This window comes from Inquilinus sp. NPDC058860 (assembly GCF_042743185.1).
GTDB lineage: Bacteria > Pseudomonadota > Alphaproteobacteria > DSM-16000 > Inquilinaceae > Inquilinus.
The window spans coordinates 1-18,282 of record NZ_JBHYMS010000092.1; the positions used below are offsets into that span (position 1 = coordinate 1).

At 70.8% G+C, this 18,282-nt stretch carries 19 protein-coding genes; 9 read left to right on the forward strand and 10 right to left on the reverse strand.

Annotated features, from left to right (window positions below; translation table 11 throughout):
• Positions 1–119 precede the first annotated feature (119 nt).
• The 4 genes from ACFW16_RS34405 to ACFW16_RS34420 form a co-directional block, all read right to left on the reverse strand.
• Positions 120–869: a metallophosphoesterase family protein gene (locus tag ACFW16_RS34405; protein WP_380313618.1), complete on the reverse strand. Its 750-nt coding sequence runs from the start codon at positions 867–869 to the stop codon at positions 120–122.
• Between the two features lie 61 nt (positions 870–930).
• Positions 931–2,430 (reverse strand): tripartite tricarboxylate transporter permease, encoded by a 1,500-nt coding sequence (locus tag ACFW16_RS34410; RefSeq protein ID WP_380313619.1) that lies wholly within the window; start codon positions 2,428–2,430, stop codon positions 931–933.
• A gap of 19 nt (positions 2,431–2,449) precedes the next feature.
• Complete coding sequence (locus ACFW16_RS34415) at positions 2,450–2,896, reverse strand: tripartite tricarboxylate transporter TctB family protein (protein ID WP_380313620.1); 447 nt, start codon at positions 2,894–2,896, stop codon at positions 2,450–2,452.
• A gap of 4 nt (positions 2,897–2,900) precedes the next feature.
• Positions 2,901–3,875 (reverse strand): Bug family tripartite tricarboxylate transporter substrate binding protein, encoded by a 975-nt coding sequence (locus tag ACFW16_RS34420; protein ID WP_380313621.1) that lies wholly within the window; start codon positions 3,873–3,875, stop codon positions 2,901–2,903.
• 225 nt (positions 3,876–4,100) lie between these two features.
• Here ACFW16_RS34420 and ACFW16_RS34425 point away from each other — a divergent pair, with 225 nt between their 5' ends.
• Positions 4,101–4,706 carry a DUF1349 domain-containing protein gene (locus ACFW16_RS34425; RefSeq protein ID WP_380313622.1) on the forward strand — a complete coding sequence of 202 codons (606 nt, stop codon included), beginning with the start codon at positions 4,101–4,103 and terminating at the stop codon, positions 4,704–4,706.
• A 133-nt stretch (positions 4,707–4,839) separates the two neighbouring features.
• On the opposite strand, the gene ACFW16_RS34430 is transcribed toward ACFW16_RS34425, so the two are convergent.
• From ACFW16_RS34430 to ACFW16_RS34440, 3 genes are all read right to left on the reverse strand, one after another.
• Positions 4,840–6,594, reverse strand: coding sequence for a TRAP transporter large permease subunit (locus ACFW16_RS34430; RefSeq protein WP_380313623.1), 1,755 nt, complete (start codon positions 6,592–6,594; stop codon positions 4,840–4,842).
• Positions 6,591–7,259, reverse strand: coding sequence for a TRAP transporter small permease subunit (locus tag ACFW16_RS34435; protein ID WP_380313624.1), 669 nt, complete (start codon positions 7,257–7,259; stop codon positions 6,591–6,593). Before ACFW16_RS34435 ends, ACFW16_RS34430 begins: the two co-directional genes overlap by 4 nt.
• 82 nt (positions 7,260–7,341) lie before the next feature.
• The gene (locus ACFW16_RS34440) at positions 7,342–8,502 is read right to left on the reverse strand and encodes a TRAP transporter substrate-binding protein (RefSeq protein ID WP_380313625.1); all 1,161 of its coding nucleotides are present in this window, start codon (positions 8,500–8,502) and stop codon (positions 7,342–7,344) included.
• A gap of 259 nt (positions 8,503–8,761) precedes the next feature.
• Between ACFW16_RS34440 and ACFW16_RS34445 the strand changes: the two genes are divergently transcribed.
• The 5 genes from ACFW16_RS34445 to ACFW16_RS34465 all read left to right on the forward strand — a co-directional run bounded on the left by ACFW16_RS34445 (position 8,762) and on the right by ACFW16_RS34465 (position 13,216).
• Positions 8,762–9,466 carry a CoA transferase subunit A gene (locus ACFW16_RS34445; protein ID WP_380313626.1) on the forward strand — a complete coding sequence of 235 codons (705 nt, stop codon included), beginning with the start codon at positions 8,762–8,764 and terminating at the stop codon, positions 9,464–9,466.
• A gap of 16 nt (positions 9,467–9,482) precedes the next feature.
• Positions 9,483–10,121, forward strand: coding sequence for a CoA transferase subunit B (locus ACFW16_RS34450; RefSeq protein WP_380313627.1), 639 nt, complete (start codon positions 9,483–9,485; stop codon positions 10,119–10,121).
• Positions 10,122–10,131: 10 nt separating this feature from the next.
• Positions 10,132–11,034, forward strand: coding sequence for a polysaccharide deacetylase family protein (locus tag ACFW16_RS34455; RefSeq protein ID WP_380313628.1), 903 nt, complete (start codon positions 10,132–10,134; stop codon positions 11,032–11,034).
• Between the two features lie 81 nt (positions 11,035–11,115).
• Positions 11,116–12,279, forward strand: a complete 1,164-nt coding sequence (locus ACFW16_RS34460; RefSeq protein ID WP_380313629.1) for a GNAT family N-acetyltransferase — start codon at positions 11,116–11,118, stop codon at positions 12,277–12,279.
• A gap of 70 nt (positions 12,280–12,349) precedes the next feature.
• Positions 12,350–13,216: a DUF533 domain-containing protein gene (locus ACFW16_RS34465; RefSeq protein WP_380313630.1), complete on the forward strand. Its 867-nt coding sequence runs from the start codon at positions 12,350–12,352 to the stop codon at positions 13,214–13,216.
• A gap of 90 nt (positions 13,217–13,306) precedes the next feature.
• On the opposite strand, the gene ACFW16_RS34470 is transcribed toward ACFW16_RS34465, so the two are convergent.
• The gene (locus tag ACFW16_RS34470) at positions 13,307–14,296 is read right to left on the reverse strand and encodes a 2-hydroxyacid dehydrogenase (RefSeq protein ID WP_380313631.1); all 990 of its coding nucleotides are present in this window, start codon (positions 14,294–14,296) and stop codon (positions 13,307–13,309) included.
• A gap of 138 nt (positions 14,297–14,434) precedes the next feature.
• Between ACFW16_RS34470 and ACFW16_RS34475 the strand changes: the two genes are divergently transcribed.
• Genes ACFW16_RS34475 through ACFW16_RS34485 form a run of 3 tightly spaced genes read left to right on the forward strand, consistent with a single transcriptional unit; the run spans position 14,435 to position 16,667 of the window.
• On the forward strand, positions 14,435–15,172 hold the full coding sequence (locus ACFW16_RS34475) for a CDP-alcohol phosphatidyltransferase family protein (protein WP_380313632.1): 738 nt from the start codon (positions 14,435–14,437) through the stop codon (positions 15,170–15,172).
• Positions 15,169–15,915, forward strand: a complete 747-nt coding sequence (locus ACFW16_RS34480) for an FkbM family methyltransferase (protein WP_380313633.1) — start codon at positions 15,169–15,171, stop codon at positions 15,913–15,915. Before ACFW16_RS34475 ends, ACFW16_RS34480 begins: the two co-directional genes overlap by 4 nt.
• Positions 15,912–16,667 (forward strand): RibD family protein, encoded by a 756-nt coding sequence (locus ACFW16_RS34485; protein ID WP_380313634.1) that lies wholly within the window; start codon positions 15,912–15,914, stop codon positions 16,665–16,667. Before ACFW16_RS34480 ends, ACFW16_RS34485 begins: the two co-directional genes overlap by 4 nt.
• Here ACFW16_RS34485 and ACFW16_RS34490 read toward each other — a convergent pair.
• Positions 16,664–17,707 carry a glycosyltransferase family 4 protein gene (locus ACFW16_RS34490; RefSeq protein ID WP_380313635.1) on the reverse strand — a complete coding sequence of 348 codons (1,044 nt, stop codon included), beginning with the start codon at positions 17,705–17,707 and terminating at the stop codon, positions 16,664–16,666. The genes ACFW16_RS34485 and ACFW16_RS34490 overlap by 4 nt on opposite strands.
• Entirely contained in the window at positions 17,704–18,108 is a 405-nt protein-coding gene (locus ACFW16_RS34495) for a 6-pyruvoyl tetrahydropterin synthase family protein (RefSeq protein WP_380313636.1), read from the reverse strand. Before ACFW16_RS34495 ends, ACFW16_RS34490 begins: the two co-directional genes overlap by 4 nt.
• Positions 18,109–18,282 lie beyond the last annotated feature (174 nt).

Below are 18,282 nucleotides of genomic sequence, written 5' to 3' on the forward strand. Positions count from 1 at the left end.
GACCCCTCCCCCTGCCCCCCTCCCGCAAGGGGAGGGGGGACAAAAAAAGAAGCGTGCTTCAGCTATTTGAAAAGGTCCCGCCAGGCGGGAGAGGCAACGCAAAAAGGCAGGCCGTTGCCTCACGAGCCGGGCGGGCGGGAGAAGCCGGTCGCGAGCGCATGCGCCCAGCCGGGACGGCCGTTCTCCGCCGCCCGCCGGACCGCGCGATCGTGGTCGTAGGGGATGGCGATCAGCTCCGCCGCCACACGGCCGCCATCCAGCTCCAGCATCGCGTAGCGGGCGGCGGGCGATCCCGATTCGGAGACATGGGCCGGCGGGGTGGGGTCGTCATAGGCCGGGGCGCCGATGCTGCCGGGGTTGAGGATCCAGCGCCCGTCCGGCAGGCGCAGCAGCCAGGGCAGGTGGCTGTGGCCGCACAGGATGACCGGGGCGGAGACGCCGTCCAGCCGCGCGGCGATGGCGTCGGCAGGCGCGCGCACCAGCCGGCCGCCCTCGATGTCCTCCAGCAGATAGGCGTTGTCGTCCTCCGGCCTTGCATGGAAGGCGGTGATGCCTTCCGGCAGGTCCAGCCGCGTCGGCAGGGCGCCGAGCCAGGCGCGGCCGGCGGCGTCGAGCGCGTGGCGGGCATAGCCGTCGGAGGTGCTCGGCGGCTCGTCCCGGTCCTCCCACACCCAGCGGTCGTGGTTGCCGCGCACGGTCGGCCAGCCCTTGGCCATCAGCAGGTCCAGCGTCTCGCGCGGCCACAGCGGGCCGGAGACGCAGTCGCCGAGATGGACGATGGCGTCGGCGCCGCGGCGGCCGAGATCGGCCAGCACGGCCTCGAGGGCCGGAAGGTTGCCGTGGATGTCGGCGAGGACGGCGAGGCGCATGGGGACCCTGCGGCGGAGAGCGGGATCGCCACGATGCCGCCCCGCCGTGCCGAAGGGAAGCCTACTCCGCCAGCGCCTGCTCGCGCTTGCGCGTGATCGCCGGCACCAGCATCGCCAGCAGCAGGATCGCTACGACCGCCAGCAGCACCGCGCTGATCGGGTGGGTCAGGAACACGGTGAAGTCGCCGTCGGACAGCAGCATGGCGCGGCGGAAGTTCTCCTCCAGCTGCGGCCCCAGCACCAGGCCCAGCAGCAGCGGCGCCGGCTCGGCCTTCACCTTGACGAAGAAATAGCCGACCAGCGCGAAGCCCAGCATCAGCCAGACGTTGAACATGCTGTTGGCGATGCCGTAGGTGCCGATGCAGCAGAACAGCACGATGGCCGGGAACATCAGCCGGTAGGGGATCTTCAGCATCGAGATCCAGATGCCGATCAGCGGCAGGTTGATCACCAGCAGCATCAGGTTGCCGACCCACATGCTGGCGACCACGCCCCAGACCAGCTGCGGCTGCTCGGTCATGATCTGCGGCCCGGGCTGGATGCCGTGCATCATCAGCGCCCCGATCATCAGCGCCATCAGGGCGTTGGACGGGATGCCCAGCGTCAGCAGCGGGATGAAGCTGGTCTGCGCCCCGGCGTTGTTCGCGGCCTCCGGCCCGGCCACGCCCTCGATCGCGCCCTTGCCGAAGCGGCTGGGGTCGCGCGCCAGCTTCTTCTCCATGGCATAGGCGGTGAAGGGCGGCAGCGCCGCCCCGCCCCCCGGCAGCACGCCGAGGAAGGAGCCGATGGCGGTGCCCCGGACCATCGCCGGGAAGGCCTGGCGCAGATCGGCCCAGCGGGGCATCAGGTCGCGCACCCTGCTGCTGACCAGCTGGCGCGGCTGCGGCCGGTCGAGATTGGCCATGATCTCGCCGAGGCCGAACAGGCCCATGGCGATCGGCACGAAGTCGAGCCCGTCGCCCAGCTCCGGAATGCCGAAGGTGAGGCGCGAGGCGCCGGAGGAGACGTCGATGCCGACGATGCCGAGCAGCAGGCCCAGCACCACCATCGCCAACGCCTTGGCGACGGAGCCATGCGCCAGGATCACCGCCGCGATCAGCCCGAGCACCAGCAGGCTGAAATACTCGACCGCGGTGAATTGCAGCGCCAGCGCGGCGAGCGGCAGGGCCAGCAGCGCGATCACCACCGTCGCCACGGAGCCGGCGAAGAAGGAGGAGATGGCGGCGATGGCCAGCGCCAGGCCGGCCTTGCCCTGGCGCGCCATCTGGTGGCCGTCGAGGCAGGTGACGACCGATGACGTCTCTCCCGGCACGTTGACCAGGATCGCCGTGGTGGAACCGCCATATTGCGCGCCGTAGAAGATGCCGGCGAGCATGATGAAGGCCGACGAGGGATCAAGCCCGAAGGTGAAGGGCAGCAAGAGGGCCACGGTCGGGATCGGCCCGATGCCGGGCAGCACCCCGATCGCCGTGCCGATCAGCACGCCGAACAGGCAGTACAGCAGGTTCTGCCACTGCAGCGCCGTGGTCAGGCCGAGGAGCAGGTTGTCGAAGAGGTCCATGACGCCCCTGAAATGCGGCCTAGAAGCGCGGCCAGACCGGCACCGGCAGGTCCAGCAGCAGCACGAACAGGATCACCGCGGCGGCGCCGAGCCCGACGGCGAAGACGACGGTCTCGCGCAGCCGCGTCTCCCGGCTGGCGAGGCCGGCGACGACCACGGTGGCGAAGGCGGCGACCGCCAGCCCGGCCTTGGCGGCGAGCAGGGCGAAGACGGCGACGGCGGCGAGGATGCCGAGGATCGGTCGCAGCTTGGGCGCTTCGACCCCCTCGCCGCCGATCGCCAGGCTGCGCAGGGCGAAGACCAGGCCGAAGCCGGCGGCGCCGATCGCCAGCACCCGCGGCATGAAGCCCGGCCCCATATCGGCCGGGCTGCCGAAGCCGAGCTTGCGGGTGGCGACCAGGACGACGGCCGCCACCACGCAGAGGAAGAGGCCGAACAGCAGGTCCGGCCAGTTGATGCGCGTCACCCTGTCACTCGCCCTTGATGCCGGCGTCGGCGATCACCTTGCCCCAGGCCTCGGTGTTGGTGGCGAGCCAGGTGCCGAGATCCGCCGGCGGGCCGGCGACGACCCGGCCGCCCTGCTGGGCGATCCGCTCCGCCACCTCCGGCTGCTTCAGGATCTCGCCGAGCGCCGTGTTCAGCTTCTCGACCAAAGCGGGCGGCGAGCCGGCGGTGGTCAGCAGTCCCTGCCAGGACCCGACATCGGCGGAGGGCAGCTTGGCCTCGGTGAAGGTCGGGATGTCCGGGGCGCTGGCGATCCGGTCCTGGCCGGTCACTGCGATGCCGCGGAGCTGGCCGTTGGCGACGAAGGGCAGGGTCGCGGTGGCGCCGTTGATGATGACCTTGCTCTCGCCCGACACCACGGCCTGGGTGGCCGCGGAACCGCCGCGATAGGGCACGGTCTTCCATTGGATGCCGAGGTCCTTGGCCATGGCGACCGCGGTGATGTGGTTGACCCCGCCGATGCCGGAATTGGCCACAGCCAGCTTGCCGGGATTGGCCTTGGCGTAGTCGACCAGCTCGGCCGCATTGGTCACCGGCAGGTCCTTGTTCACCGCCAGCACATAGGGCACGAACATGATCATCCCGACCGGCGCCAGATCCTTCAGCGGATCGTAGGACAGGTCGCTGAACAGCCCCGGCGCGGTGGCGATCGAGCCGACATCGGCGAGCAGCAGCGTGTGCCCGTCCGGGTCGGCCTTGGCCACCGCGTCGGCGCCGATATTGCCGGCGGCGCCGGGCTTGTTCTCGACCACCACGGTCTGGCCGATGGCTTCGGACAGCTGCGGCGCGATGATGCGCGCCAGCGTGTCGGAGGTGCCGCCCGGCGCGTAGGGGACGACGATGCGGACGGTGCGTTCGAAAGTCTGCGCGGACACCGGGCCGGCGGCCCCGAGCATCGCAAGGCCGGCGGCGAGCGCGAGCGCGCTGCGTCTGGTGATCATGGTTGGTCCTCCCCCTGATGAATCATCTGATCGCTCGTCTTGCGGCGGGCTTAGGCGGACGGTACGGAGGAGACCGATCCGACTCCAGGTCCAAGACGGCATCGATCGATGCGCCATCAGCATCAATCCTGGGGATTTCGTGGCCCATCCGTCTCAAGATGATGCCCCTTGCCCGTCCGGCCGGGCTCGCGTCTGATGGCGCCGAACAGGCAAGGGAGAGACGCGATGAAGATCCTGGACGAGACCTTCCTGTCCCCTGCCCCCGATCTGCGCCTGGCCTGGACCAACCCGCCGCCCGACTGGTCGATCGGGCCGGAGGGCCTGGGGCTGCGCACCGCCGCCGGGACCGATTTCTGGCAGGGCACGCATTACGGCTTCCGGGTCGACAATGGCCATGTGCTGGCGCTGCCGGTGGCCGGCGACTTCGTGATGGAGACAGTGGTGCGCGGCAGTCCCGTGCACCAGTACGACCAGGCCGGGCTGATCGTGCGCCAGTCGCCGGAGAGCTGGATCAAGACCTCGGTCGAGTTCGAGACGGCGGCGCACAGCCGCCTCGGCGCCGTGGTCACCAATGCCGGCTGGTCCGACTGGTCGACCCAGGACGTGCCGACCCGGCCGGGCGGCGCCACCGGCTTCCGCATCCGCCGCACCGGCGCCGACTACATCGTCGAGGCGGCGCCCGAGGGCGAGGACCGCTGGGTGCAGCTGCGCATCGCCCGGCTGCACGCCGATGACGGCGCCGGCCCCGTGCTGGCCGGCCTCTACGCCTGCAGCCCGAAGGACGCGGGCTACGAGGCGCAGTTCGGCCATCTGCGGATTTCGAGGCCCTGATATCGGCTCGGAAACCGCTTCATGGTTACGCCGGTCGTTCGCTTCCGAGGAGTTTCTGGGTGGCGCGTAACACCAGGATTTCACTCGACGATCACTTCGCCGACGTCATCGACGCGCAGGTGCAGGCCGCCCGTCAGTTGCCGTACAGGTATTCCGGCAGCCACAGCACGATGCCGGGCCAGAGATACATCAGCACCATGCACAGGATCACGACCAGCATGTAGGGCATCATGCCGGCGAAGATCTGGTTGAGGGTGACGTGCGGCGGCGCCACGCCTTTCAGGTAGAAGGCCGACATCGCCACCGGCGGCGACAGGAATGCCGCCTGCAGGTTGACGAACACCAGCACGCCCCACAGCACCGGGTCGATGCTGAAATGCTTCAGGAGCGGCAGGAAGATCGGCACGAAGATGATGATGATCTCGGTCCATTCCAGCGGCCAGCCGAGCAGGAAGATGATCGCCTGCGACAGGATCATGAACTGGACCGGCGACAGGTCGAGCGACAGCACCCAGCGCTCGATCAGCGCCTGGCCGCCGAGCAGCGCGAAGACGGCGGAGAACAGGGCCGAGCCGACGAACAGCCAGCACACCATGGCGGTGGTCTTGGCCGTCAGGAACACCGCCTCCTTGGTCCGCTTCCAGTTCAGGGTCCGGGCCTGCAGCGCCAGCAGGAAGGCGCCGGCGGCGCCGACGGCGGCGGATTCGGTCGCCGTGGTGATGCCGAACAGGATCACCGCCAGCACGAGCACGGTGAGGATGCCGAGCGGCATGACCGACGAGGCCAGCAGCTTCAGCATCTCGAAGCGCTCGGCGGTCATGCGCCGGTAGTAGCGGAACAGCACCACCGCCGCGGCCAGGGCCACCAGGCCGAAGGCGATGGTGAAGCCGGTGCCCGGCCCGATCTCCGCGCCGGTCGCCGGCGCTTCGGCGGCGACCGGCGCGCCGAGCTGCTCCAGCCCCTCCGGCACCGCCTCCGCCTCGGCCGAGGATTGCGGGTAGATCACCACGTACCACCAGGCCGCCCCGAGGGTCACGGCCGTCAGCGCCAGCGGCACCAGCGCGGTGCCGAAATTGCCGGCCAGGCGGCCATAGGTCAGGCGCCCGGCCCCGGTGTCGAGCGCGGCGGCGCGGGACGGCGAGACCAGGGCCTTGGCCAGCCCGACCAGCATGTTGCGCGAATAGGCGGCCTGGAAGGCGCGCATCCAGCCCGGCACCGGCACCCGGGTCTGGTCCTCCGGCAGCCGCGGCGCGACCTTCGGCTGCAGCAGCGCCCAGCCGACGATGTAGACGAGGTACAAGAGCGCCAGGAAGAACCCGGGGAACATCGCCGCGGCGTAGAGCTTGACCACCGACTGCCCCGCCACCGCGGCGTAGACGATGATCATCACCGAGGGCGGGATCAGGATGCCCAGCGTGCCGCCGGCGGTGATCACGCCGGAGGCGAGCCGGACGTCGTAGCCGGCGCGCAGCATCGGGTTCAGCGCGATCACCCCCATCAGCACCACGACGGCGCCGACCAGGCCGCTGGCGATGCCCCAGAAGGTGCAGACGATCAGGGTGGCGACGGCGAGCGAGGCCGGCACCCGGCGGGCCGAGAGCTGGATGCTGTAGAACATCTTGTCCACCAGCGCCCCGCGCTCCATCACATAGCCCATCAGCACGAACAGCGGGATCGAGACCAGGACGTCGTTGGTCATCGCCCCGTAGGTGCGCTGGACCATCAGGTCGAACACCCGGTTGTCCCACCACGCCTCGGACGGGTCGTAGAAGGCGTAGAAGCCGAAGAACATGCCCAGGCCCATCAGCGTGAAGGCCGTCGGGAAGCCCATCATGATCACGACCACGATGAGCCCCAGCATCGCGAGTCCGAGCGCCCCGTCGCTCATGTCTGCAGATCTCCCCCCTGCCCGCGCTGGCGCGCCGCCTCGTCGATCTTCTGCGCCCGCTCGATCGCGTCCCGGCGCGTCGCCTCGTCCACATGCTCGCTGTGCGCCAGCTGCTCCTCGACCACGTCGATCTCGGCGACGTCCTTGAGCCGGCTGGGCCAAGTCCCGGTGCGCAGGCAGGCGACGCAGCGCAGGATCTCGGCCAGGCCCTGCAGCAGCACCAGCGCCCCGGCCACCGGGATCACCGCCTTGAAGTGGTAGATCGGCGGCCCCTCCGCGGTGACGGTCGAATGCTCGCCGATCCGCCAGGACAGCTCCGCATAGCTGTATCCGGCATAGACCAGGGCGGCGATACCGGGCAGGAAGAACAGGATGTACAGCACCAGGTCGAACGCCGCCTGGGTCCGCGGCCGCATCGATCCGTACAGGAAGTCGCCGCGGACATGGCCGTTCTGGGCCAGGGTGTAGGCCCCGGCCAGCATGAACAGGCTGCCGTAGAACATGTTGCTGGCGTCGAAGATCCACGCCGTCGGCATGTTCAGCAGGTAGCGCTTCACCACCTCGATGCAGATCAGGGCCATCAGCCCGATGATCAGCCACGCCGCGGCCTTGCCGACCCAGGTGCTGACGCCGTCGACCAGATGCAGGAGTCGCTGGAAGCTCATACGGTGCAGCCCGCTGCCGGAGGGTTCGGACGGGAACACGGCGCCGCCGGACCTGTCCGACGGTGCCGGCTCCGCTGCGGGATCAGATCTTGCTGGCGGCCGCGTTCGCTCCGAAGTAGTGGTCGAAGGCCAGCCGCCGGTTGACCACGGTGTCCTGCTCCCACCGCGTCGCCCGCTGGGCGAAGGCGATCTGCGACTGCAGGATCTCCTTGAACAGCGGGTTCTCCCCGGCCTTCTTCTTCACCACCTCGTCGTAGACTTCGAGCTGCCGCTTCAGGATCGCCTCCGGCGTCTTGTAGAACTTGACGCCGTCCTTGCTCTGCAGCTCGCCGTAGTCCTTCGAGTAGCGGTCGATCGCCTTCCACTGCATGTCCTGCGACGCCGCCTCGGCCGCGTTGGCGATGATGGCCTTGATCTTGTCGGGCAGCGCGTCGTACTTGGCCTTGTTGAACAGGACCTCGAACTGCTCGGCGTTCTGGTGGAAGCTCTGCAGCATGCAGATCTTGGACACGTCGGGGAAGCCGAGCACCCGGTCGGAGGAGGCGTTGTTGAACTCGGCCGCGTCGAGCAGGCCGCGGTCCAGCGCCGAGACGATCTCGCCGCCTGGCAGCGCGTTGACCGCGGCGCCGAGGGCGGTGAAGACGTCGATCGAGATGCCGACGGTGCGGAACTTCAGGCCCTGCAGGTCCTCCACCTTGGCCACCGGCTTCTTGAACCAGCCCAGCGGCTGGGTCGGCATCGGCCCGTAGGGGAACGAGACGACATTGGCGCCGATCGAGGCGTAGAGCTTCTCCAGCAGCTCCTTGCCGCCGCCGTATTTGTGCCAGGCCAGCAGCGTGTTGGCGTCCATCGCGAAGCCGGGGCCGGACCCCCAGAGCGCGAGCGCCGTCTGCTTGCCGTAGTGGTAGACCATGACCCCATGGCCGCCGTCGAGCGTGCCCTGCGACACGGCGTCGAGCAGGCCGAAGGCGGGCACCACGGCGCCGGCCGGCAGCACCTCGATGGCCAGCTCGCCGCCGGTCATGTCGTTGACCTTCTTGGCGAAGTCGAGCGCGAATTCGTGGAAGATGTCCTTCGAGGGCCAAGTGCTCTGCCAGCGCATATGCACCGGTCCCTGCGCCTTGACGATGGCCGGCGCGGCGACGGTCGCTGCGGCGGCCACGGCCGCGCCGCCCAGGAACCGGCGGCGCGACCCTTTCGATACCGCGACGGGCGGCGTGGAATCCCGGTCATGGATGGTCATGGAAACCTCCCCAGTTGGGCGCGTGGGACGCTTCAGCCGGCGTCCTTCAAAGCGCAACAAAGTCACAGCTTCTCATAGATGACCGCAAGAATCATCCGGCAGGATCGTTGCCGCAGATTCGACCTTCGTCGCAGGCCCGGGGATCGGCCGCCGGCTCCGCCGCAAACCGGCCGGCCGGCGGCGCGGCCTCGATTGACACCCGCCCGCCGCCCCGCTTTAGTCCCTTCGCGCCCAGTGATGCCTGACGGGGAGTGACGGGATGAAGAAGGTCTATCCGGATGCGACGGCGGCGCTGGCCGGCGTGCTCCGCGACGGGATGATGGTCATGGCCGGCGGCTTCGGCCTGTGCGGCATCCCGGAGAAGCTGATCGACGCGATCGCGCTCAGCGGCGTCACCGGCCTGACCGTGATCTCGAACAATTGCGGCATCGACGGCGTCGGCCTCGGCAAGCTGCTCGAGCGCGGCCAGATCAAGAAGATGATCTCGTCCTATGTCGGCGAGAACAAGCTGTTCGCCCAGCAGTACCTGTCCGGCCAGCTGGAGCTGGAGTTCAACCCGCAGGGCACCCTGGCCGAGCGCATCCGCGCCGGCGGCGCCGGCATCCCCGCCTTCTTCACCAAGACCGGCGTCGGCACCATCGTCGCCGAGGGCAAGGAGGTGCGCGAGTTCGACGGCGCCGAATACGTCATGGAGCGCGGGCTGTTCGCCGACCTGGCCATCGTCAAGGCCTGGAAGGGCGACACCGAGGGCAACCTGATCTACCGGAAGACGGCGCGGAACTTCAATCCGATGATGGCCACCGCGGCCGAGGTGACGGTCGCCGAGGTCGAGGAGCTGGTCGATATCGGCGGGCTGGACCCGAACCAGATCCACACCCCGGGCATCTATGTGAAGCGCATCCTTCAGGGCAAGGACTACGAGAAGCGCATCGAGCAGCGCACCACCCGGCCGCGGGCCGCCTGAGGAGAGGGAGAACATCATGCCCTGGACCCGTGAGCAGATGGCCGCCCGCGCCGCGAAAGAGCTGCAGGACGGCTTCTACGTCAATCTCGGCATCGGCATCCCGACGCTGGTGGCGAACTACATCCCCGACGGCATCACCGTGGCGCTGCAGAGCGAGAACGGCATGCTCGGCATGGGCCCCTTCCCCTATGAGGGCGAGGAGGACCCGGACCTGATCAACGCCGGCAAGCAGACGATCACCGAGCTGCCGCAGTCGAGCTATTTCAGCTCCGCCGACAGCTTCGCCATGATCCGCGGCGGCCATATCGACCTGTCGATCCTCGGCGCCATGCAGGTGTCGAAGGACGGCGACCTCGCCAACTGGATGATCCCCGGCAAGATGGTGAAGGGGATGGGCGGGGCGATGGACCTGGTCGCCGGCGTCAAGCGCGTCGTCGTGATCATGGAGCACAACGCCAAGGACGGCACGCCGAAGCTGCTCGATGCCTGCGACCTGCCGCTGACCGGCAAGGCCGTGGTCGACCTGGTGATCACCGAGCTCGGCGTGTTCGAGATCGGGCCGCAGGGCCTGACCCTGACCGAGGTCGCCGACGGCGTCACGGTCGAGGAGATCCGGGCCAAGACCGAGGCTCCCTTCGCCACCCGGCTGGCCTGATCCCGCCCTGATGACGGGGACGCCGCTGGCGGGGCATGACCGCTACGGCTACAGCGCGATCACCCGCCGGCCGGGCACGGCCTGGCCGGCCGGGTCGCGCCTCGCCGTCTATCTCGGCCTCAACCTCGAGCATTTCGCCTTCGGCGAAGGGCTGGGGGCGGAATTGGCGCCGGGCGGGCCGCAGCCGGACGTGCTGAACTACGCCTGGCGCGACTACGGCAACCGGGTCGGCGCCTGGCGCCTGCTGGAGCTGTTCGACAGCCTGGCCCTGCCCTGCTCCGCCATCGTCAACGCGTCGATCTACGACCATTGCCCGGAGCTGCCGGCCGCCTTCCAGGCCCGCGGCGACGAGATCGTCGGCCACGGCCACAGCAACTCCGAACGCCAGGGCGTGCTGCCGGAGGCCGAAGAAGCGGCGCTGATCCGCCGCGCCACCGACACCATCGCCCGCCATGCCGGGGCGCCGCCGAAAGGCTGGCTCGGCCCCTGGATCTCGCAGAGCCGGCTCACCCCCGACCTGCTGCAGGAGGCCGGCTACGGCTACCTGCTGGATTGGTGCCATGACGACCAGCCGGTGTGGATGCGCACCCGCGGCGGCCGCATCCTGTCGGTGCCCTATCCGCAGGAGCTGAACGACATCCCAGCGATCGTGGCGCGCAAGATGAACGCCGACGCCTTTGCCGACATGGTGATCGGCCAGTTCGACGAGATGCTGGAGCAGCAGGCGCACGGCCAGGCCCTGGTGATGGGCGTGGCGCTGCACCCCTACATCGTCGGCCAGCCCTACCGGCTGCGCCAGCTGCGCCGCGCCCTGGCCCATATCGCCGCCCGGCGCGATGCGGTCTGGATCACCACCGCCGGCGCCATCGCCGCCCACGCCGCCGCCCTGCCGTCCGGGACCGTGCCGGACTGAGCGCGGAGCAAGCCGCGACGCTTGCCCCTGCCCGGTTCGAAGCCCAGATTAGAGCTTTCGCACATGCGAGAGACCGGCCCCATGCCCGACGGCACTCCCGAGGCAAGCCTCAAGCTCGTCGCCGACATCACCGCCATCGACTCCGCCGCCTGGGACGCCTGTGCCGGGCCGGACAACCCGTTCCTGTCCCATGCCTTCCTGTCGGCATTGGAGGAAAGCGGCTCGGCCACCGCAGATGCCGGCTGGCTGCCGCAGCACCTGGTGCTGGAGGAGCCGGACGGCCGGTTGCTCGGCGCCGTGCCGCTGTACCTCAAGGGCCATTCCCAAGGCGAATACGTCTTCGACCACAGCTGGGCCCGCGCCTATGAGCAGGCCGGCGGCCACTACTATCCGAAGCTGCAATCGGCCGTGCCCTTCACCCCGGTCACCGGCCCGCGCCTGCTGGTCCGCCCCGGCGCGCCGGCGCAGACCGCCGATCTGCTGATCCATGGGCTGGAGCAGGCAGCGCTGGCGCACAAGGTCTCCTCCGTCCACGTCACCTTCCCGACCGAGGCCGACTGGTCGCGCTTCGGCGAAGCCGGCTGGCTGCAGCGGATCGGCGAGCAGTACCACTGGGAGAATGACGGCTACGCCGGCTTCGACGACTTCCTGGCGACGCTGAACAGCCGCCGGCGCAAGGACATCCGCAAGGAGCGGCAGCGCGCAGTCGAAGGCGGCATCCGCCTGACCGTGCTGACCGGCGACGACCTCAAGCCCCGGCACTGGGACGCCTTCTTCCGCTTCTACCGCAACACCAGCGACCGGAAATGGGGCGACCCGTATCTGACCCGGGAGTTCTTCGCCCGGATCGGCGAGACCATGGCCGACCGCATCGCCCTGGTGATGGCGGAGAAGGACGGCCGCTGGATCGCCGGCGCGCTGAACCTGATCGGCAGCGACACGATCTACGGCCGCAACTGGGGCTGCGACGGCCGCGACTATCCCTTCCTGCATTTCGAGGCCTGCTACTACCAGGCGATCGACTTCGCCATCGCCCGCGGCCTGAAACGGGTCGAGGCCGGCGCGCAGGGCGAGCACAAGGTGATGCGCGGCTACCGCCCGGTGCGCACCTACAGCACCCACTGGATCCGGGACCCCGGCTTCCGCCGCGCCGTGGCCGATTTCCTGGCCCGCGAGACCCGCGCGGTCGAGGCCGGCATCGAAGACCTCGCCGAACACCTCCCCTTCCGGCAAGATTGCTCCTAGCCGCATCCGCGGCCGGCATCACGACGCGACAGCCGGCAGGGCTGTCGCCGCGAACCGAGGGAGAGAGACGATGGATCTCGACAAGCTCTTGGGTGCGTTGGCGCAGAGCGGCATGGGCCGCGCCTCGGGAGGCGGCGGGGCCGGCGGCCTTGGCGGCATCCTCAGCCAGGTGCTGGGCGGGGGCGGCGCGCCCTCGGGCGGGCTCGGCGGATCGGGCGGCGGCCTGGGCGGTCTCGGCGGGCTGCTGCAGGGCCTGGGCGCCGGCGGCGGTGCCGGAGGCGGCGGGCTGGGCGGCCTGGGCAGCATCCTCGGCGGCCTCTCGGGCGGCCAGAGCCGCGGCGGCGGCCTCGGTGGAGGCCTGGGCGGCGGACTGATGGCGATCATCGCCTCGATCGCCATGCAGGCGCTGCAGAACCGCGGCGGAGGCGGCGGGCTGCTGGGCGGCCTCGGCGGCCAGGACGATGCGCCCCAGGCGGCTCCGGCCGGTCCGGCTCCGACCCCGGCTCCGGGCGCGGGCGGCGGGGCCGGCGGCGGGTTCCTCGACATGGCCGATTCGGTCGGCGGCGGAGCCCAGGCGGCGCCCCTGATGGGGCAGGACACCGCCCACCGCATCATCCGCACCATGATCGCCGCAGCGGCCGCCGACGGCACCATCGACGAGGCCGAGGCCACGGCGATCCAGGGGCAGCTCGGCGACGAGGATGCGGAGGAGCGCGCGTTCATCGAACAGGAGCTGGCCAACCCGGCGACGCCGGAGCAGCTGGCCGCCGGAGTCGGCGGCCCGCAGGAGGCGGCGCAGGTCTACACCGCGGCGCTGCTGACCGTGACCATGGATTCGCCGGAGGAAAGCCGCTTCCTGAAACAGCTGGCCCTGGCGCTGCGGCTCGACGCCCAGACCATCGCCGCGCTGCACCAGACGGTGAAGCAGGGCCAATGATGTAGGTTGGGTTCGCGCTTGGGCGAACCCAACATCCCGAGACCCGAGCGTTGGGTTCGCTTCCGCGAACCCAACCTACGCCCGGCGGCCTTAAAACTCCGTCTCCAGCACCCGATCCGGCGGCACATGGCCGTCGACGAAGCTGCGGATGTTGACGATCACCTTCTGGCCCATGTCGATGCGGCCCTCGAGCGTGGCCGAGCCCATATGCGGCAGCAGCACCACGTTGGGCAGCTTGAGCAGCTTCGGGTTGACGTTCGGCTCGCGCTCGAACACGTCGAGCCCGGCCCCCGCCAGCTCGCCCTGCTTCAGCATCTGCGCCAGCGCGGTCTCGTCGATCACCTCGCCGCGCGAGGTGTTGACGATCAGCGCGTCGCGGCGCAGCAGCTTCAGGCGCCGGGCCGAGAGCAGGTGGAAGGTGGCCGGGGTGCGCGGGCAGTTGACCGAGACGATGTCCATCCGCGACAGCATCTGGTCCAGGCTGGGCCAGTAGGTGGCGTCCAGCTCGGCCTCCACCTCCGGATGCACGCGGTTGCGGTTGTGGTAGTGCACCGACAGGCCGAAGGCGCGGGCCCGGCGTGCAACGGCCTGGCCGATCCGGCCCATGCCGATGATGCCGAGGCGCTTGCCGCCGAGCCGGGCGCCGAGCATGCCGGTCGGGCTCCAGCCGGTCCACTGCCCGCCGCGGACCAGCCGCTCGCCCTCCGCCAGCCGGCGGGCCACGGCCAGGATCAGGGCCATGGTCATGTCCGCCGTGTCCTCGGTCAGGACGCCGGGGGTGTTGGTCACGGTCAGCCCGCGCGCCCTGGCGGCGGCGAGGTCGATGTGGTCGACGCCGGTGCCAAAGCTGGCAATCAGCTTCAGCTGCGGCCCGGACTTGGCCAGGAGGTCGGCGTCGATGCGGTCGGTCACCGTCGGCACCAGCACGTCGGCCTCGCCCATGGCGGCGACCATCTGCTCCCGGTCGAGCGCCACGTCGTCGTGGTTCAGCCGGGTCTCGAACAGCTCCATCATCCGGGTCTCGATGACATCCGGCAGCTTGCGCGTGACGATCACGAGCGGACGTTTTCTCTCGGCCATGGCTGAACCAGTCCCGGCAACCCCGTTCGCGCCATAGAGCAAGCCGGGCGCCCGCTTGTCCAGTGCCCCGGCTGTGACCTGCGTCACCGTCCGGCCGAAGAGTCGCGTAGGATGATGGCGTCGACCGGCGGAAGGACCATGCGGGACGAGACCGATTTTCGCGGCGCGCTGCAGCGGCAGGCGCGATGGCCGCTGGCGGCGGGGGCGCTGGCGCTCGCCGCCCTGGCGGTGCCGCTCGCCGTCGATCCCGCGCTCGGCGCCGCCTTCGTGGTCCGGGCCGAGCTGCTGTATTGCGGCATCGCCACGCTGATCCTGGCCGGCCTCGCCGCCCATGCTCCGCATCGCCGCTTCGGCCCGGCCAACACGGTGACGCTGTCGCGCATCGTGCTGATCTGCCTCCTGGCCGCGCTGATGGGCACGGCGGCGCCGGACGAGGACTGCCTCTGGCTGGTCACCGGTTTCGCCGCGCTGGCCCTGGCGCTGGACGGGGTCGACGGCCGGGTCGCCCGGCGCAGCGGCCTGGCCTCCCGCTTCGGCGCCCGATTCGACATGGAGGCCGACGCCTTCTTCGTCCTGGTCCTGTCGGTGCTGGCCTGGCAATGGGGCAAGGTCGGGATCTGGGCGCTGCTGATCGGGGCGATGCGCTACCTCTACGTCCTGGCCGGCGCCGCCTGGCCTTGGCTGCGCGCGCCGGTGCCGGACAGCTTTGCCCGCAAGGCCGTCTGCGTGATCCAGATCCTGGTGCTGATCGCCTGCCTGGCGCCGCCGGTGCCGCATGCTCTCGCCACGACGCTGGCGGCGGGCGCGCTGGCGGCACTGTGCTGGTCCTTCGGCCGCGACATCGTCTGGCTTTGGCGGCGGCGGGTCCCTGCATGAACGCCGTGACCCGCGCCGCCGGCATCGCCCGTTCGCTCGCTATCTACCGCGGCATCCCGGGCCGCTCCGCCCGCTTCCGGCGCTTCTTCTCGGCCCTGATCCGCCCCGGCGACCTGTGCTTCGACATCGGCGCCCATGTCGGCAACCGCAGCCTGTGCTGGGCCGGCCTCGGCGCCCGGGTGGTGGCGGTCGAGCCGCAGCCCGATCTCGCCCGGCTGCTGCGCCGCAGCTTCCGCGGCCATCCCGGCATCACCCTGGTCGAGAGCGCGGTCGGCGCCGCCGCCGGCACCGCCATGCTGCATCTCAGCAGCCGGACGCCGACCGTCGCCAGCCTGTCGCCGGACTGGATCGAGACGGTGTCGAAGGCCGACGGCTTCGCCTCGATCCGCTGGGACCGGCGGGTCGAGGTGCCGGTGACGACGCTGGACGCGCTGATCGGCCGCTTCGGCACGCCCGCCTTCTGCAAGATCGATGTCGAGGGCTTCGAGGCCGAGATCCTGGCCGGCCTGTCCCGCCCCCTGCCCTGCCTGTCGGTCGAGGTCGTCCCGGCGGCGCTGCCGGCCGCGCTCGCCGCCCTCGACCGGATCGAGGCGCTGGGCCGCTATCGGTTCCAGGTCTCGATCGGCGAAACCGGGCGCTTCCTGTGGCCGAACTGGCGCAGCGGGCACGAAGTGCGGGCCTGGCTGTTGACTCGATCGCCGGAGGATCGCTCCGGCGACCTCTACGCACGGGCCGAGGCATGATGGACACCGCCTGGATCTGGCTGCTCGACCGCCGCGCCGGCCGGCCGGAGGCGCCCTTGCCCTCCGACTCCGCGGCCCGCGACCGGATCGCGCTGCTGCGCCCCTTCGCCGAGGCCGGGGGCCGCTTCGCCCTGGCCCATCTCGGCCAGAGCATCGACGGCCACATCGCCACCGGCTGCGGCCAGTCGCAATACGTCACCGGCCCCTGCAACCTGGACCATCTGCACCGGCTGCGGGCCCTGGCCGATGCGGTGCTGGTCGGCGCCGGCACGGTGGCGCATGACGACCCGCGGCTGACCACCCGCCGGGTCGAGGGGCCGAACCCGGTGCGGGTGGTGCTCGATCCCGACCGCCGGCTCGGATCCGGCCACGGCCTGTTCACCGACGGCGCCGCCCCGACCCTGCTTCTCTGCGCCGCCGACCGCACCGGCAAGCCGGCCGGCGGGGCCAAGATCGTCGGCCTCGACGACCTGTCGCCGGCCACGGTGCTGGACGCGTTGGCGGCGCGCGGGCTGCGGCGGGTGCTGATCGAGGGCGGCGGCACCACGGTGTCGCGCTTCCTCGCCGCCGGGGTGCTGGACCGGCTGCATGTCGCGGTGGCGCCGCTGATCATCGGCTCCGGCAAGAGCGGCCTGCGCCTGCCGGAGATCGCCCATCTCGACCAAGCCCTGCGCCCGCCCTGCCGCACCTATGCCATGGGCGGCGACGTGCTGTTCGACTTCGACCTGCGCGGGACGGCCGGGCCGGCCTAGCCGGCCAGGCCCAGCTCATGCGCGAAGGCCGCCGCCTGGGCCGGCCAGCCGGGAAGGCGCGCGCGCGCCGCCAGCCCGGCCTCGCGCAGCCGCAGCCGCGCCCCCGGATCGGTCAGCAGCCGGCGCAGCGCCCCGGTCAGCGCGTCGACGTCGCCCGGCGACACCAGGATTCCGGCGTCCGGCGGCACCGTGTCCGGGATGGCGCCGCCGGTGGTGCTGACGATCGGCAGGCCGCGCGCCGAGGCCTCCGCCAGGGCCATGCCGTAGCCCTCGTGATGCGACGGCATCACGAACAGGTCGGACCGGTCGTAGTGCCGCAGCAGCGCCGGCTCGTCGATCTCGCCGAGGAAGCGGATGCGGTCGGACAGACCGGCCTGCTCCACCGCCGCCAGCACCGCCCGGGCGTGCCCGGCGTCGCGCTCCAGGCTGCCGGCGCAGACCAGCCGCCAGGGCAGCGCGGCGAGGCGCTGCAGCGCGGCGACGAGGTCGAGATAGCCCTTGCGCGGCGTCAGCGTGGCGACGCAGAGCAGCACCGGCGCCGCCTCGCCCGAGCCCCGGGCCGGCGGGGTCGGGTCGGTGCCCGGCAGCACCACGCCGATGCGCCCGGCTTCGACGCCGTAGCCGAAGAGGTCGCGGGCGGTGCCGGGGCTGGTGACGATCACCCGCCGCGCCACCGCCAGCGCCTGCCGCTCGCTGATCTCCAGCGCCTGGCGCTGCGCCGGGCTCAAGCCCTGCTCGAAGGCCAGCGGGTGGTGGATCAGCGCCACCAGCCGCAGCCGCGCGGCCTCGGCCGCCATCAGCTTCGGCAGCACGCTGAAGGCCAGCCCGTCCACGACGGTGAGGGTGTTGTCCGGCAGGGCCCGCAGCACCGCGGCGGCCTCCGCCGCCTCGGCCTCGCTCGGAAAGGGAAAGCCGTCCCCCAGCCGGTGCAGCGCCACCCGGCGGCCGAGGCCCCGCAGCCCCTCGACGATGCGCCTGTCGTAGATGTACCCGCCGGTGCGCGATTCCGGGTCGCCCGGCAGCAGGAAGGCGATGCTCATCGCGCCAGCCGGCCCTCATAGGAGGCCCAGGCGACATGCGATTCGTGCAGGGTCACGGCCAGGCTCTCGATCGCCGCCGCCCCGGCCCCGAGCTCGCCCGCCGCGATCCGCGCGGCGATGCGGTCGAAGATGGTGCGGGCCAGCACCTCGGTCGTGGTGTTGCGTCCGGCGAAGGCCGGCTCGTCGTCCAGGTTGCGGTAGGTCAGCTCGCCCATCACCGCCTTCAGCGCGGTGGAGGCCAGGCCGATGTCGACGACGATGCCGTCGGCGTCCAGCTCCGCCCGGCGGAAGGCCAGGTCGACCACATAGGTGGCGCCGTGCAGCTTCTGCGCCGGGCCGAACACGGCGCCGCGGAAGCTGTGGGCGATCATGAAATGGTCGCGGACCGAGACCGTGTACATGCTTAACCTGCCTTTCTCACTCCCCTTGCATCCTGCGTCGCCTTGCGGCGAGTCGGATGCGGGGGCGGGACGCGAAAAGCGTATCGGGAATACGGTTGAGCGGCCCGCTCCCGCAGGCGGCCGCCGCAAGGCGACCCTTCGGGCCGGTTGAAAATGCCGACAGGGTGCGTCGAA